Raw genomic sequence first — 15,911 nt, 5'->3', positions numbered from 1 at the left:
AAGATTTGTATAATTAATTAACTGATAAGTAGTTAATACATGTTAAATTTAGTAAAAAAAATGTGTTTTCACAAGTAAATTATATATTAAAAAAAATGAACAAAATTTTAAATTTTTTACATAAAAAAAGTGCCTAAATCATTAGACACTTTTATTAATCATTAAAATCTATTATTTTTTTTGCAGCCACATAAACAGCATTTGTTCTAAATCTGATTGAATAATTGGCTTAGGTAAATAGCCATTCATACCTGCCTCCAGACACTTTTCTTTATCTCCAACCATAATTCCTGCAGTGATTGCAATTATGGGAATATGTTCCGCTCCTTTTAGCTGCCTGATTTCTTTGGTAGCTTGATAACCGTTTTTATTTGGCATCTGAATATCCATTAAAATAACATCCGGTTGCTCTTTTTTATACAATTCTACAGCTTCATTTCCATCTTTTGCTTCAATGATTATGCAATTTGAAATAATTTTTTTGACAAGTGTTCTAGCCAATAGCATATTGATTTTATTGTCTTCTACTATTAAAACCTTTTTATCTTCCAAAACAGTGACTGGAATTATTGCTGCGTTTTGAACTGCATCAGAAAGGAGTCGCTCTTTGTTCTTCTTATGATTTGTCTTTTTGAATTTAACAACAAAGTAGAAATCACTTCCATCGCCATGTTTACTAATTAATTGCAACTTACTGTCCATCAATGCTAAAAGCTGATTTGATATTGCCAAACCTAATCCGGTTCCGCCAAATTTACGATTCGTTGAATTGTCTTCCTGAACAAATGAATTGAATATTTTTTCGTTGTTAACTGTTTTTATTCCCACTCCAGTATCTTTTACAGAAAACATAATTATAGACCATTTCTTTTCGTTTGTCTCTATTTCGGTAATATCCAAACGAATTTCACCAAAATTGGTAAACTTAATTGCGTTGCTTAATAGATTCACCAATATTTGTTTCAATCGCACGGAATCTGCCAGAATATATTGTGGAATACTTTTGTTGATATCAAGAATTAAATCTATTTTTTTCAAATCAGCTTGATATTTAAACAAATTAATAACCTGATTTGTTAATTTGAAAAGGTTAATTTCTTCAATATTCAGTTCTAATTTTCCCGATTCAATTTTTGAAAAATCCAACACATCATTAACAATATCCATTAATGAAATTGCGGATTCATTAACGGTTTTCATATATGCGGACTGATTCTTTTTTAGATTTGATTTCATCAACAAATGCGTGAAACCAATTATTCCGTTCAAAGGAGTTCTAATTTCATGACTCATATTAGCTAGGAAATCAGTCTTTGCTTTATTTGCGGCTTCAGCTAATTCTTTCGCTTTTACCAGCTCCATTTCCATCACTTTCTGGTCCGAAATATCAATAAAACTGATTACGATTTCATAAATTTCCCCATTTGCATCCATATCGGGATATCCATTTATTAAAAGCCAAACAACATCATTGGTTATTGGTCGGCTTACGCCAAATCTAAAATTTTTGAGTGCTTTTTTGGTCGCGACAATTTGGTTTACAGGGTATCTTTCAAAAGACATCACCGTATTATCTTCATTTAAGAAATTCCATGTCGCATCAAAAGCTGTAATTCCGCGCATTTGATTGTCCGTTAATCCCAACAATTCAGCTGCTTTCATATTATTGACCACTACTGAAGTGTCCGGTGCATGAACTACAATACCAGCATCTAGATTGTTCAACAAACCGCGGTATCGTTCCTCGCTTTTTAGCAATGCCCAATCGGATTTTTTGGCTGCTGTGATATCTCTTGAAAGACAAATGTAGTGCATTTCATCATCCTGACTTTCTTGCATAGGTGCGATAGAAAGTTCAAACCAATGCAAACCACTTGGTAACTCCAAAGAATATTGTCGGCCTGTTGAGTATCCTTTTTCAGAAGCTTCCCGAATAGCGGAAATGCACAAATTTGAAACATCCGGTGGCAATACTTCCGAAAATGTTTTTCCTAGAAATGCTTTCGGAGGAAAAGCTAATAAATCATCTCGACGGGAATGGTAATTAAAAATTTTACCTTCAATATTCACTTCAAATAATAAATCTGGTAAAGCTCCAATTATGGCTTCCAGTTTTTTATTCATTTTCCTAAAATCATCCTCAGATTTTTTACGTTGGGTTACATCTCGAACGATGGCCACAATACGACCATCAACAATCATTTTGGCAGTAATCTCAACCGAAATTAATGTTCCATCACGATGCAACATATTACGCTCAATCAATGTTTTTTCCCCACCCAATAATTCCTCCAACATTATGGGTCTTGATTTAAGCTCTTCTTTTGAATACAAATCCTGTAGATTTTTTGTACACAATTCTTCCTTTGAATACCCTAACAGCAAACAAGCACTTTCATTTACTTCAAGTAATTCTCCGGAAACATTATTAATAAAAATAGCGTCTGAAGCTTGTTCTACCAAACTGCGATACTTTTCCTCACTATTAATCAATTGCTTCTTTATATTTTTCAACTCAGTTATCTCAGTCAAAGCACCATTTAATCGCTGTGCTTTACCTTTTTCATCTCTAGATATTACACCTCGCCCATATAATATCCCGTAACTGCCATCAGCCTTTTGAAAACGGAATTCATCTGACCATAAATTTGCAATTCCTTCATTAGAATCCTCTAAATTTATAATCACTCGTTCCCTGTCATCCGGATGCACCCTTGATCGCCAAATAACACTGTTGTTTTCTCCATTAGGTTCGATACTGCCAAAGCCTAAAAGATCTACAAAAGTTTGATTATTCCAACTTACCCCTGTTACTAAATCTACTTCAAAAACTGCATCATTGGTGGCCGCAGCAATCATTTCGAATCGTTCATTTGCTTCTTTGACTTTCTCTTCCGCTTTTTTACGTTCAGTAAGATCAATTCCCATTCCTACCAAGCACCTTTTTCCTTCATAATCAATTACATGAGAACTAATATAATATGGGATTTTATTTTTATTTTTAGTAAAGAATTCAACTTCAATACCAGGTGATTTTCTTTCAAATACTGTTTTTATTCTTGTTTTAACTTTTTGCTTCTCTTCTCCATCAAAAAATTCTACAGGATTCATTTGCCTGATTTCCTCATAATCATACCCAGTTACTTCTTCAAAATTTTTATTCCATTTTAAAAAACTTCCTGATTCATCATAGAGATAAAAAATTCCCGGAAGATTATTGATTATCGAATCCGAAAGATTTTTTTCTCGCAGGATTATCGCTTCTGCATTTTTTCGTTCCGTAATATCAGTGATGGTACCTACGTAACCTACAATTTCATTTTTTATATTTTTTTCAGGTAAAGCCTGTCCCATCACCCAGGAAACACAGCCATCCTGACGCACAAATCGGTATTCAGACGATGAATTTTGTTTGTGGTTTGTGGCAGTTTGCCACCCACTGAACAATGAATTTTTATCTTCCTCATGAACTGATTTTAACCAACCATTTCCTATAGCTTCCTGAAAAGACAAACCTGAAATTTGACACCAATGTGGATTGACAAACGTGGTATAGCCACTAGCATCAGTTCTAAAAATTCCTACAGGAGCAATATCAGTAAGCAAGTGATAACGCTGTTCACTTTCAATAACTGCTTCCTCAGCCTTTTTTCTCAAAGCCTCTTTTTCAAAAACTTCTAATGCAAAAGACACATCACCCGTTGCCTCCTCTAACAATGCAATTTCTTCCGCGTCAAAAAAGTTTTTTTCATTGGCATAAAAAGAAAAAACGCCTATTACCTTTCCTGATTTTTTTATTGGCACCGCCATCGATGAAAGATAACCTCGTGATAGAGCTTCTTTGCGCCAAGGTTGCATCATTGGATCATTTTCAATATCATTACAAATAACATATCGTGCTTCCCGCATTGCCGTTCCGGCCGGACCTCTTCCTTCAGGGATATCTTCTATGGAAATGGTTTTAATTATTGACAAATACCCATTATTCTCTCCAGCAATCATCTCCGGAATTAATTTTTTGGTTTTTTTATCGACAGTCCCAATCCAGACCATTCTAAATTTACCTAAATCCACCGCTATTTTACAGGCTTCTTCAAAAAGCGTTTTTTCATCAGTAGTGCGAACAATCATTTGATTAATTTGACTGATGAATAAATAAAGTCGGTTGGCTTTGATCAGTTTTTGATCAGCTCTGATACGTTGCGTAATATCAGTAACAATACCGTGACAAATCACAGTTCCTTCCGGTTCAACTACCGGTAACGAATTTACATCGTGCCATACTAATCCTTTTTTAGGATGAAAATAGCGATATTCGCATTTTAAAGGAACTAATTTTGATTTTGTTAAGGCAATACTTTGCACCACGAAATCCAAATCATCTGGATGGATCAGTTGAAATATTTTTTCCGCATTATTCTCAATTTCTTTAAAAGTGAAACCATAAATTTCCTCAATAGCCTTGCTGGTATAAGGGTACGAAAGGCTTCCATCCTTATTTTGACGCATCGAATAGATTAATCCTGGTGAAGCGTCTGCAATTTTAGCAAACTTATTTCTTTCACTCAACAAAGTTTCATTTGCTATTTTGGTCTCCGTTATATCTCTTAAATTCGAAATAATTCCTCCTATACTACTATCATCAATTTTATTATTTAAGATTCCTTGGAGCCAAATATAATTTCCGTTTTTATGCTTAGCCTGAAAAAGTAATTCAATAGGTTTACCAGGATTATCGATTGCTTTTTGGACCATCTGATTCACATAATCTAAATAATCCGGGTGAAAATATTCATTTTTTAGAATTTTCTCAAATTCATCATCTGTGTATCCTGTAACACGAGCCGAAGATGGGCTTCGGAAAATAGTATTTATATCTTTATCAAAAACCGTAATAATACCATCATTGTTCTTAACCAAAGCACGGAATCGTTTTTCGCTTTGTGCAATTTTATCCTGAGCAATTTTACTTTCTGTAATATCTCTTAAGTTGGCAATAATCAACCTCACACCATCTTCACCTAATAAGTTTGTTAGCACTCCTTTTATCCAGATGTAATGTCCCTCTTTATGTTTTACCTGAAACTGAACAGGATTTAGAACTCCCGGATTTTCGAATGTTTCTTTCATCTTCTGATTCACGTAATCAATATAATCCGGATGAAAATATTCTGAATCAGAAATCTCAGTAAATTCTTTTTTTGAATAACCAGTTATGCGTTCCGAGGAAGTACTTCTAAATAATGTTTTTAAATTTTCATCGAGAACGGTGATAATGCCCTCATTATTTTCGACCAATGCTCGGAAATATTTATCATTATTTTCAATCGTTTCTAATGCTTTTTTGCTTTCGGTAATATCTTTAACAAATCCCAAAAAACGATTCTCGGAGAGTTTCACCGCTTCAACAGACCACCATTTGATAGCTCCCTTTTTATGAATTGTTTTAAACTCTTTTTTGGCCGTTCCCTTTTCTAAAAGAATTTGGAATTCCTTATATAATTCTCCTTGTAATTCTTGAGAAGACAAATTCCCAAAGCTCATAGTCAGTAATTCCTTTTTTGAATACCCAGTCAATACTGTTGCGGCATGGTTTACATCTACATAATTCCCTTTTTCATCTAAGACAAAAACTCCGTCAGGTGCGTTTTCTATATACGTCTTAAATTTAGCATTGCCTTCTTCCTCAATTAATTTTAATTTATATTGTACTACAGCTGCTTCTTGCTCTTTGATGGAATCTTCAATAATTTTTTTTTGGGTAATATCTTGTGTATTTCCTCTTAATGCATAAACATTTCCAGAGGTATCAAGCAGCGGAATTACAATTGCATGCAACCACTTATTACTATTATCTGATAAAATGACGTTTTGTTGTACTTCAAATTTTTCTTTATCGGCGATGGATTGATTAATTTTATTCTGAAAAAATGTAGCATCTTCTTCTGAAAAAAGATTCAAAAACTCCTGATATAAATTCTGGTCCATTTTACTCTCGATTCCATAAATCGAATACAATTCCTCAGACCAAATCATTTTTTTATTTAATAAATTGAACTCCCAACTTCCCATTTTTGCAATTTGTTGTGCATGGTTTAATAGGTCTTCTTTCTTAATTAACTTTTCTTGCGTGCTTCTTATCTCAGAAATATCTCTTCCAATTGCATAAATATTTTCTACAGAAATAGCATTCGCTGTCCATTGAATCAGTACGAAATCACCATTCTTTTTTTTAAATCTGTTCTCAAAATTCGTGGAGGGATTTCCCATTGCAAGACTACCAATCTCGTGCAACGATCTTTCAAGATCATCCGGATGCAGAAGATGGAGAAAGGATTCCTGCAATAATTCTTCTTTTGAATATCCTAGAATTTTAACAAAAGCGGGGTTAATCTCCTTGAAAAAAGCATCTGTTCCCACAATACACACTAAATCATTAGACTCTTCAATAAAAAAATTAAAACTAGACAATGACGCTACTTTTTCTGTTAACCGGTTTACTTCTAATTCTTGCTCCTTTAATTTAAGAAGTAGAGCTTCGTAAGATAGATTGGCTTTATTCATACTGGTTATATTCAAATAATTTTTAAATATAATAAATAATAGTCACAAAATAAATAGGACACTATTTCATAACTATTAAAACCCTTAAAAACAATATTTTAAATATAATTGTATTGCATTCATATTTAAAATCCAAAAAAATAAATCAATCCTTTTTACCAATAAACGAGAAAAAACCAAACTTTCATTTCGGTTTTTACTCTATTATTCCACCTCTTCTTGGATTCAATACTTGTAAAGAGGATAATTATGGTCTACTTTTTTTATAATCAAAGAAAACAGGTAACATAATTTCATTCAATTATTGAAAGCTAAATATAATCAGCTAGCCACTTTTGAAAAAATAAACAACTGATTTACAATGAATAACAATTTTAAAAGATCTAATTCACCACAGCTTTTTAAAATTTTAACAAAAAATTAATTTACATTTGTATATACAACTATAAATTGTGTTACATTTGTACCAACAAATTACATATATACAAATATGAAAATTGAAGAAATTTTAAAATCGACTGTTCCAATGGATAATTCTAAAAAAATTATTCTAAACGTTTTATATACTCAAAATGTAATAACAGAAAATTTTAATGAAATATTAAAACCTTACGAAATTTCGGGAGAACAATACAACGTACTTCGAATATTAAGAGGACAAAAAGGAAATCCGGCAAATATGTGGACCATTCAAGAACGAATGTTAGCCAAAACCAGTAATACAACGCGATTAGTAGATAAATTGTTATTGAAAGAATTAGTCACTCGGAAAGTATGTCCTGAAAACAGACGAAAAATAGAAGTGTTAATTACACATAAAGGATTGGAAGTTTTAGCAGCATTAGATCCAAAAGTGATTGCTCACGAGCAATTTTTTTCAAAAAATCTAAATTCACAAGAAATAGACCAGTTAAATCAATTATTAGAGAAATATAGAAACCAATAAATAGTCAATACATTATGAGTACTTTTTTAGAAAATCAAAATTGGAGATACGCAACGAAAAAATTCGATGCAACAAAAAAAATAACTGCCGAAGATTTAAATACTTTAAAAGAAGCAATTCGATTGAGTTCTTCATCTTATGGATTGCAACCGTATAAGGTTATTATCGTTGAAAATCCAGAATTGAGAGCAAATATTCAACCGGCAGCTTGGGGACAATCACAAATTGTTGAAGCTTCACATTTAATCATTTTTGCTAATGAAACAAATCTTGATGATTTAGCTATAGATGATTATATCAAAAATATAAGTCAAACCAGAAATACTCCAATTGAAGCTTTAGCTGGTTATGGGGATTTTATGAAATCTAAAATTATTTCTCTTTCTGATGAAGAAAAAAATATTTGGACAGCAAAACAAACCTATTTAGCATTAGGAAACTTATTGAACGTAGCAGCAGAACTTAAGATTGATACTACTCCGATGGAAGGTTTTGTTCCTGCTCAAGTTAATGAAATATTAGGGCTTGACAAATTAGGGCTAAATGCTACTTTAATTGCAACTCTGGGTTACAGACATGATGAGGATGCAACTCAACATTACAAAAAAGTCAGAAAATCAAACGAAGACTTATTCATTACATTATAAATTACTAATTCAAAATCAAATATTAATTCAAATCAAATTTAAACAAATGAAAAATTTCAAATCAATCGCATTAGCATTAGTAGTAGTTTTATCTACATTATCCGTAACAGCACAGACTAAAAAAATCAACACTGCTGGAAGTACTATCAACTGGACAGGAAAAAAAGTAACTGGACAACATGAAGGAACTATCAACATTAAAGATGGTGCTTTAGTTTTCAAAGGAAAAAAATTAGTTGGTGGTACATTCAATGTAGACATGAATTCAATCGTAGTTACTGATTTGAAAGCAGGTCAAGGTAAAGAAAAACTAGAAGGTCACTTGAAAGCTGATGACTTTTTTGGAACGGATAAATTCGCTATGGCAACTTTAGTTTTCAAAAAAGTAGTTACGAAATCTCCAAATTTGTATGCTGTAACAGGAGATTTAACTATTAAAGGAATCACTAAACCAGTAACTTTTGATCTTGCAACAACAGCAAACACAGCTACAACGAATGTTGTTATTGACAGAACAAAATACGATATTAAATATGGTTCTGGAAGTTTCTTTGACAGCTTAGGAGACAAAGCTATCAATGATGATTTCACTTTAGCTGTAGCTTTGAAATTCTAATTTCATCTCAGAAATACTATTTTAAAACCGTAACAAACAATTGCTGCGACTTTAAATCAATTAATAATCAAGCCCTTGTGTAAAACAAGGGCTTTTTTTATTTAAAATTTAATGTAAAACAACAGAATGAGTTTGGTTTAGAAATAATTGAATTTTAGATTAAAATCTTGAATTTGTAGGGCTATCAAAAATTTACATAATACATCCTATTGTAACATATCGTTAATATTCTATGCTTATTCAGTTAACACAACCTGCTTAATTTTGAAAAATAAATAAATGATAAACCTCCCAAAATGAATAATATGTTTTTTGTTGACCAAAAAACGTAATGTAAATCTTTAGAAATAAATACCTTTCAAATATTTCATTAACAAAATTTAATTATGAAAAAAATAATACTTATTCCAATACTCTGTTTGATCAATAGCATGACACTAAATGCCCAACAAATAAAAGGTATTATCGGAGACACAAATTGGATGGGTAATTGGACTAATTTTAGACCTACAGCTGCAGAGTACCCTGAGACTACAAACATTTTGACTGGTACAATTAATAGTGACCTTACACTATATAAGAAAAACACGTACTTATTAACAGGTGTTGTATACATCACAAATAATGCTGTATTAACCATTGAACCAGGAACTGTAATTCGTGGCGATGTAGAAACATGTGGCACTCTGGTAATATCAAAAGGCTCTAAAATAATGGCAGAAGGCGAACAAACAGACCCTATTGTTTTCACTTCCAATAGAGAAATTTCTACCAGAAAACCTGGAGATTGGGGAGGTATTATTATAATGGGGGACGCTCCCATCAATAAAACTGGAGGAGTAGGATTTTTGGACTTTAATATAGACCCAATGGCAAACCATTATGGAGGACAAAATCAGGATAGCAATTCCGGGATATTAAAATATGTTCGTATCGAATTCTCCGGAAGGAAACTTAATGCTCTCAAAGAACTTAATGGCTTATCATTAGCAGGCGTAGGTAGAAAAACTAAATTTAATTTTATTCAAATCAGTTATTCCAATGATGATTCTTATGAGTGTTATGGCGGAGATGTAAATTTTGAGAATATTATTTCATTCAAAGCTACTGATGATGATTTTGATTTTACGCAAGGTGCACAATGCAATATTAGCAATAGTCTTGCCATTCGTTATCCGTTTTCATCCGATATTTCTGGTTCGAGATGCTTTGAAATCGACTCTTTTGATAAAATTGAAAATGCAGATGTAACCAAAAAAATGACCAAAATAACAGCTACAAATATTACTTTGGCAAATTTAGAAGAAAACAATCAAGGATTAGTTCGAGAAGCCATTTACATTAAAGACAACAGTTATTTTAGTTTAAATAACAGTGTTGTTTCAGGATTTAAAAATTGCATTCTGTTAGAAGGCAAAATAGCTAATATTTCAGCTAATTTGGCGAAAATTAATTTACAAACAGTACTTATTAATAACTGTGATGGAGGTATTCAAAGTGAAATCCCAACTAATGATTCGGAAATAAAAAATTGGTATAGCAATGAATCCTTTTCTATTGAATACTCTAAGACAAGTCATACAACATTATTCAAGGAGTCTAACCCTAAAAAAACTTTTGATTTTAGGCTAAAAGTCGACCCCATAGTCGTCAGTGACAATTAAAGTATAAAGTCTTTCAAATTTTGAATGACCGAATTACTCTATTTTATTAATCGTAACATTCAGGATTGCTTTTTTTAAGGTTAGTATGTTTTTTTGAGGTTATATTTTTTTTTTAAATTCAAACCTATAGATTTATTTAACAAAAATTCTTCGCTTTTAATGTTTTTTAACGCATTTTATGTTTGAATAATCGAATTTCATTTCTATATTTGTGGCAACAAAATAAAACATGAAAACAATTTTAAACAATACTTGGTGGTGGAACAATTTACGTCAGTCGTCGTGAACTAAGCTCCTATAGTATTATTAAAACTATAAAATATAAAAGGCTTGTCATCACGACAGGCCTTTTTTTTGTGCCAATTTTACCAGTAAAACACAACATTAAAAACATAGCAATTGAAATCATTTAACTTAAATACCAATTACAAGCAAATCCTTGCAGATACCATTACCCCGGTGAGTGTGTATTTCAAAATTCGGGATAAATTCCCAAATAGTTTGCTACTGGAAAGCAGCGATTATCATGGAAATGACAATAGTTTCTCCTATATTTGTTGTAATCCGATTGCTTCCATCAAAATAGAAAATGAAACTATTTACAAGACTTTCCCTGATGGGAGTTCTGAGAAAATTTCAATCGATGCCACTACCAATATTCCGGAAGTAATTCAAGAATTTTCGGGTCAGTTTAAATCCGAGAAGAACGATTTTAAATTCATCAATAATGGACTTTTTGGATATATTTCGTACGATGCGGTTCGGTATTTCGAAAAAGTAAACATTGCCAAAAAAGAAAACAGCAATACCATTCCTGATGTGTATTATGCCGTGTACCAAAACATCATTGCCATCAATCATTTTAAAAATGAAGCGTATATTTTCTGTCACAGTTTAGACGGAAGAAACAACATTTCGGAAATCGAACAATTATTACAATCCAGAAATATAGCTTCTTATAAATTTTCGAAAGAAGGCGAAGGTTTTTCAAATCTGACGGATGAAGAATTTAAGCATAATGTAGTTTTGGCCAAAAAGCATTGTTTTAGAGGTGATGTGTTCCAATTGGTTTTATCCCGCAGGTTTACCCAAGGCTTCAAAGGCGATGAATTCAATGTCTATAGAGCGTTAAGAAGCATTAATCCTTCACCATATTTATTCTTTTTTGATTATGGCGATTTCAAAATATTTGGTTCTTCACCCGAAGCACAGATTATAGTAAAAGACCGTAAAGCGGAAATTCATCCTATCGCTGGAACTTTCAAACGTACGGGAGATGACGAAAAAGATGCAATTCTTGCCAAAGAATTATCCATAGATAAAAAAGAAAACAGTGAGCATGTGATGTTAGTGGATTTGGCCAGAAATGATTTGAGCCGAAACGGTCATCATGTAAATGTAGAAAAATATAGAGAAGTACAATTTTTCTCTCACGTCATTCACTTGGTTTCAAAAGTAACGGGACATTTGCATGAAAATGCGACGACGATGCAAGTGGTTGCTGATACTTTTCCGGCAGGAACATTGAGCGGCGCACCTAAACACAGAGCAATGCAACTGATTGAGGATTATGAAAAAACAAATCGTAATTTTTACGGTGGTGCTATCGGTTTTATGGATTTTGAAGGTAATTTTAATCACGCAATAATGATTCGGACTTTCCTTAGTAAGAATCATCAATTGCATTCTCAGGCGGGAGCCGGAATTGTAGCCAGTTCCGATGAAGAAAGCGAAATGCAGGAAGTATACAACAAATTGAGAGCGCTGAATGCGGCGTTGGATTTAGCGGAGACAATATAAATCCCCTCCCCAACCCTCCCCGAAGGGAAGGGAGCCAATCTAAAAAAATTAGCAACTTATGAAGTTGTAAATAAAATAACAATTAAAAAACCTATTTACCCCAATAGGTTACTCCCCTCCTTCGGAGGGGCTGGGGGAGGAAAATGAAAAAAATACTAGTCATAGACAATTACGATAGTTTCACTTATAATTTGGTGCATTATCTCGAAGATTTAGATTGTGAAGTAACCGTTTATAGAAACGATGAATTTGAAATTGATGAAATTGCAGTTTTTGATAAAATACTACTTTCTCCTGGACCTGGAATACCGGACGAAGCAGGATTATTGAAAGCAGTGATTCGGAAATACGGGCCAACCAAAAGTATCTTTGGGGTATGCTTAGGTCAACAAGCTATTGGAGAAGTATACGGAGGAACGCTTTCTAACTTAGACAAAGTGTATCACGGTGTGGCTACCAATGTGAAAACCGTTGTTGATGATGAACTTTTATTTGAAGGATTAGGAAACGAATTTGAAGTGGGACGTTATCACTCTTGGGTGGTGGATGCTAATTTACCGGATGTTCTTGAAGCAACTTCATTTGACGAAAACGGACAAGTGATGTCTTTGCGCCACAAAACGTACGATGTGCGCGGTGTACAATTTCATCCCGAGAGTGTTTTAACTCCTAATGGTAAAAAAATATTAGAAAATTGGGTGAAAGGGTAATTCCTCCCCCCAACCTCCCTCCGAAGGAAGGGGAGCCAATACGGATATTTAGATTGAAGTTTTAGGTTTTTTATTAAATTTTAAACCTGAAACCTTAAACAAAAAAAATAAAAATGAAAAATATACTAAACAGGTTAATCAATCACGAAATACTTTCGAAAGAAGAGGCAAAAAACGTATTGGTTAATATATCAAACGGGAGTTACAACACGAGCCAAATTGCTTCTTTTCTAACCGTTTATATGATGCGCAGCATAAGCATAGATGAGCTTGCCGGTTTCCGTGAAGCATTATTAGAATTGTGCATTCGCGTGGATTTATCTGCGTATAATACTATCGATTTATGCGGAACCGGTGGTGATGGAAAAGATACTTTTAACATTTCAACATTGGCATCATTTGTGGCTGCGGGAGCAGGAATAAAAGTGGCGAAACACGGAAATTACGGGGTTTCATCAATTTCTGGATCGAGTAATGTAATGGAGAAACTAGGAATCAAGTTCAGTAATGAGGCTGATTTCTTAAAGAAATGTATCGATAAAGCAGGAATTTGTGTTTTACACGCGCCGTTATTTCACCCCGCTATGAAGAATGTGGGACCAATTAGAAAAGAATTAGCTGTAAAAACCTTCTTCAATATGTTAGGACCAATGGTAAATCCATCATTTCCACAAAATCAGTTGGTTGGTGTTTTCAACTTAGAACTGGCCAGAATGTATGCGTATTTGTATCAAAACACGAATACTAATTTCACTATCCTGCATTCGCTTGACGGGTATGACGAAGTTTCGTTGACAGGTCCTACAAAAACAATTACCAGTTCCATGGAAGGAATGCTAAATCCGGAAGATTTTGGTGTTCGTCTTTTGCTGCAAAGCGAAATCGAAGGCGGAACAACCATCGAAGAATCGGCTCAAATGTTTACCGATATCATTTCAGGAAAAGGAACCGAAGCCCAGAATAATGTGGTTTGTGCCAATACAGCCATGGCAATTGCAACCGTTACAAAATGTTCTCCTTTAGAAGGATTTCAAATAGCGAAAGAAAGTTTATTTTCCGGTAAAGGACTTGTAGCTTTGAAAAAATTGAAAGATTTAAGTATTTAAAGATTTAAAAATTATGACAAAATCGTTTGAAGAGTTTGATGTTTATAATAAAGGGATTGTATTAGCTAAATTAGTTTTTGAATTATTAAACAGTAAAACCTTTGAAAAAGAATTTGGTTTCAAAGATCAGATAAAAAGAGCTGTTATTTCAATTACAAATAATATAGCAGAAGGTTCCGAATATAATAATAACAAACAACTTATCAGATATTTAAAAATCTCAAAAGGAAGTTGTGCTGAGGTTCGAAGTATGCTAATTTTGTCTCGAGAACTAGGTTTTTGTTCTCACGCAGAAATTGATGCAAGCTATAAAATAAGTATTGAAATATCTCAAAACTTATCCAATTTTATTAAATATTTAAGCACTAAAATCAAAGACTAATTTTTATTCAGATTGGAATTTTTCAATCTTTAAATTTTTCAATCTTTAAATTAAAACAAATGAACATTTTAGATAAAATCATAGTTGACAAAAAAAGAGAAGTCATCCTCAAGAAATCCATTATTCCGGTTTCACAATTGGAAGCTTCAGTTTTCTTTGAAAAAAAGACTATTTCTTTAAGCAACAATTTAAGAAACAGCAACTCAGGAATCATTGCAGAACACAAACGCCGTTCCCCTTCCAAAGCAGAAATCAATTACAGCTTTACGGTTGAAGAAGTTACCAAAGGATATGAAAATGCTGGTGCTTGTGGTATTTCAGTATTGACAGATGGAAAATATTTTGGTGGCTCATTAGACGATTTACTTTTGGCAAGAGCCGCAGTAAATATTCCATTATTGAGAAAAGAATTCATTGTTGATGAATACCAAATTTTGGAAGCCAAAGCCCACGGAGCCGATTTAATTTTGCTTATCGCAGCGGTTTTGACAAGAGAGGAAATCAAATCCTTATCTGAATTTGCAAAAAGTTTAGGATTAGAAGTTTTACTGGAAGTTCACAATCTGGAAGAGTTGGAAAAATCAATTATGCCTACATTAGACATGATTGGGGTAAACAACCGAAACCTAAAAACATTTGAAGTGAGTTTGGATTTCAGCAAGCAATTGGCAGCGCAAATTCCAAATGATTTTGTAAAAGTTTCTGAAAGCGGGATTTCATCTATTGAAGCCATCAACGAACTAAAACCTTTTGGTTACAAAGGATTTTTAATTGGAGAAAACTTTATGAAAACGGATAATGCCGGTAAAGCAGCAGCAGAATTTATATCAAAACTATAAACATGAAACTCAAAATCTGTGGCATGAAATATCCCGATAATATTCTCAAAGTGGGCGCGCTCCTACCCGATTATATGGGATTTATTTTCTGGGAGAAATCGTCTCGATATTTTGACGGTGTTATTCCAGATTTACCAAAATCAATTAAAAAAGTGGGTGTTTTTGTAAATGAAACCGCCGAAGTAATTTTGGCGAAAGCCCAAAAATATGATTTGCAAACTGTTCAATTACACGGTCACGAATCCGTTGAATTTTGTTCTGATTTACAACTTACAATAGGAAATGAAATCGAGATTATAAAAGTATTCTCTGTCGATGATGATTTTGATTTTGAAGTATTAAAACCATTTGAAACCGTTTGTGACTATTTCCTTTTTGATACCAAAGGAAAATTACCCGGAGGAAACGGAACAACTTTCGACTGGAAAGTATTAGAAAAGTATCCTTCGAGCAAACCGTTTTTTCTGAGCGGTGGAATCGGAATTGAGGAAATGGATGCCGTGAAAGAAATAGCAAAAACAAATTTACCGCTGTATGCCATTGATGTAAACAGTAAATTTGAAATAGAACCGGGATTAAAAAACATAGAAAAATTAGATAGTTTCAAGAATAACTTGAAAACTTTAAACTTATAAAC

11 protein-coding genes are annotated in these 15,911 nt (G+C 33.0%); 10 read left to right on the top strand and 1 reads right to left on the bottom strand.

Annotation, left to right across the window (positions count from 1 at the left end; translation table 11 throughout):
- Positions 1-171 precede the first annotated feature (171 nt).
- A complete protein-coding gene (locus tag G7A72_RS14585; protein WP_165152986.1) occupies positions 172-6,564 on the bottom strand; it encodes a PAS domain S-box protein in 6,393 nt (2,130 codons plus the stop codon).
- Between the two features lie 490 nt (positions 6,565-7,054).
- Between G7A72_RS14585 and G7A72_RS14580 the strand changes: the two genes are divergently transcribed.
- The 10 genes from G7A72_RS14580 to G7A72_RS14535 all read left to right on the top strand — a co-directional run bounded on the left by G7A72_RS14580 (position 7,055) and on the right by G7A72_RS14535 (position 15,909).
- Positions 7,055-7,510, top strand: a complete 456-nt coding sequence (locus G7A72_RS14580; RefSeq protein WP_165152985.1) for a MarR family winged helix-turn-helix transcriptional regulator — start codon at positions 7,055-7,057, stop codon at positions 7,508-7,510.
- Between the two features lie 14 nt (positions 7,511-7,524).
- A complete protein-coding gene (locus tag G7A72_RS14575) occupies positions 7,525-8,157 on the top strand; it encodes an NAD(P)H-dependent oxidoreductase (protein WP_113666101.1) in 633 nt (210 codons plus the stop codon).
- Positions 8,158-8,203: 46 nt separating this feature from the next.
- Positions 8,204-8,773, top strand: a complete 570-nt coding sequence (locus tag G7A72_RS14570) for a YceI family protein (protein ID WP_165152984.1) — start codon at positions 8,204-8,206, stop codon at positions 8,771-8,773.
- Between the two features lie 386 nt (positions 8,774-9,159).
- On the top strand, positions 9,160-10,437 hold the full coding sequence (locus tag G7A72_RS14565; protein ID WP_165152983.1) for a hypothetical protein: 1,278 nt from the start codon (positions 9,160-9,162) through the stop codon (positions 10,435-10,437).
- Positions 10,438-10,836: 399 nt separating this feature from the next.
- Positions 10,837-12,237, top strand: coding sequence for an anthranilate synthase component I family protein (locus G7A72_RS14560; RefSeq protein WP_165152982.1), 1,401 nt, complete (start codon positions 10,837-10,839; stop codon positions 12,235-12,237).
- A 143-nt stretch (positions 12,238-12,380) separates the two neighbouring features.
- Positions 12,381-12,947 carry an aminodeoxychorismate/anthranilate synthase component II gene (locus G7A72_RS14555; RefSeq protein WP_165152981.1) on the top strand — a complete coding sequence of 189 codons (567 nt, stop codon included), beginning with the start codon at positions 12,381-12,383 and terminating at the stop codon, positions 12,945-12,947.
- 113 nt (positions 12,948-13,060) lie between these two features.
- A complete protein-coding gene (gene trpD, locus G7A72_RS14550) occupies positions 13,061-14,053 on the top strand; it encodes an anthranilate phosphoribosyltransferase (RefSeq protein WP_165152980.1) in 993 nt (330 codons plus the stop codon).
- 13 nt (positions 14,054-14,066) lie between these two features.
- Complete coding sequence (locus G7A72_RS14545) at positions 14,067-14,435, top strand: four helix bundle protein (protein ID WP_165152979.1); 369 nt, start codon at positions 14,067-14,069, stop codon at positions 14,433-14,435.
- 59 nt (positions 14,436-14,494) lie between these two features.
- Positions 14,495-15,274 carry an indole-3-glycerol phosphate synthase TrpC gene (gene trpC, locus G7A72_RS14540; RefSeq protein ID WP_165152978.1) on the top strand — a complete coding sequence of 260 codons (780 nt, stop codon included), beginning with the start codon at positions 14,495-14,497 and terminating at the stop codon, positions 15,272-15,274.
- A 2-nt stretch (positions 15,275-15,276) separates the two neighbouring features.
- Positions 15,277-15,909, top strand: coding sequence for a phosphoribosylanthranilate isomerase (locus G7A72_RS14535; protein WP_165152977.1), 633 nt, complete (start codon positions 15,277-15,279; stop codon positions 15,907-15,909).
- The last annotated feature ends 2 nt before the right edge of the window (positions 15,910-15,911 follow it).

The sequence above is a fragment of the Flavobacterium sp. Sr18 genome, from assembly GCF_011064265.1.
GTDB classification, from domain to species: Bacteria; Bacteroidota; Bacteroidia; order Flavobacteriales; family Flavobacteriaceae; genus Flavobacterium; species Flavobacterium petrolei.
This window is presented reverse-complemented; position numbering and strand designations above follow the sequence as displayed.

Coding starts and splice junctions, on each gene's coding strand:
- G7A72_RS14575 (WP_113666101.1), top strand. CDS start 7,525: ATGAGTACTTTTTTAGAAAATCAAAATTGGAGATACGCAACGAAAAAA.
- G7A72_RS14580 (WP_165152985.1), top strand. CDS start 7,055: ATGAAAATTGAAGAAATTTTAAAATCGACTGTTCCAATGGATAATTCT.
- trpD (WP_165152980.1), top strand. CDS start 13,061: ATGAAAAATATACTAAACAGGTTAATCAATCACGAAATACTTTCGAAA.
- G7A72_RS14565 (WP_165152983.1), top strand. CDS start 9,160: ATGAAAAAAATAATACTTATTCCAATACTCTGTTTGATCAATAGCATG.
- G7A72_RS14585 (WP_165152986.1), bottom strand. CDS start 6,564: ATGAATAAAGCCAATCTATCTTACGAAGCTCTACTTCTTAAATTAAAG.
- G7A72_RS14545 (WP_165152979.1), top strand. CDS start 14,067: ATGACAAAATCGTTTGAAGAGTTTGATGTTTATAATAAAGGGATTGTA.
- G7A72_RS14535 (WP_165152977.1), top strand. CDS start 15,277: ATGAAACTCAAAATCTGTGGCATGAAATATCCCGATAATATTCTCAAA.
- G7A72_RS14555 (WP_165152981.1), top strand. CDS start 12,381: ATGAAAAAAATACTAGTCATAGACAATTACGATAGTTTCACTTATAAT.
- trpC (WP_165152978.1), top strand. CDS start 14,495: ATGAACATTTTAGATAAAATCATAGTTGACAAAAAAAGAGAAGTCATC.
- G7A72_RS14570 (WP_165152984.1), top strand. CDS start 8,204: ATGAAAAATTTCAAATCAATCGCATTAGCATTAGTAGTAGTTTTATCT.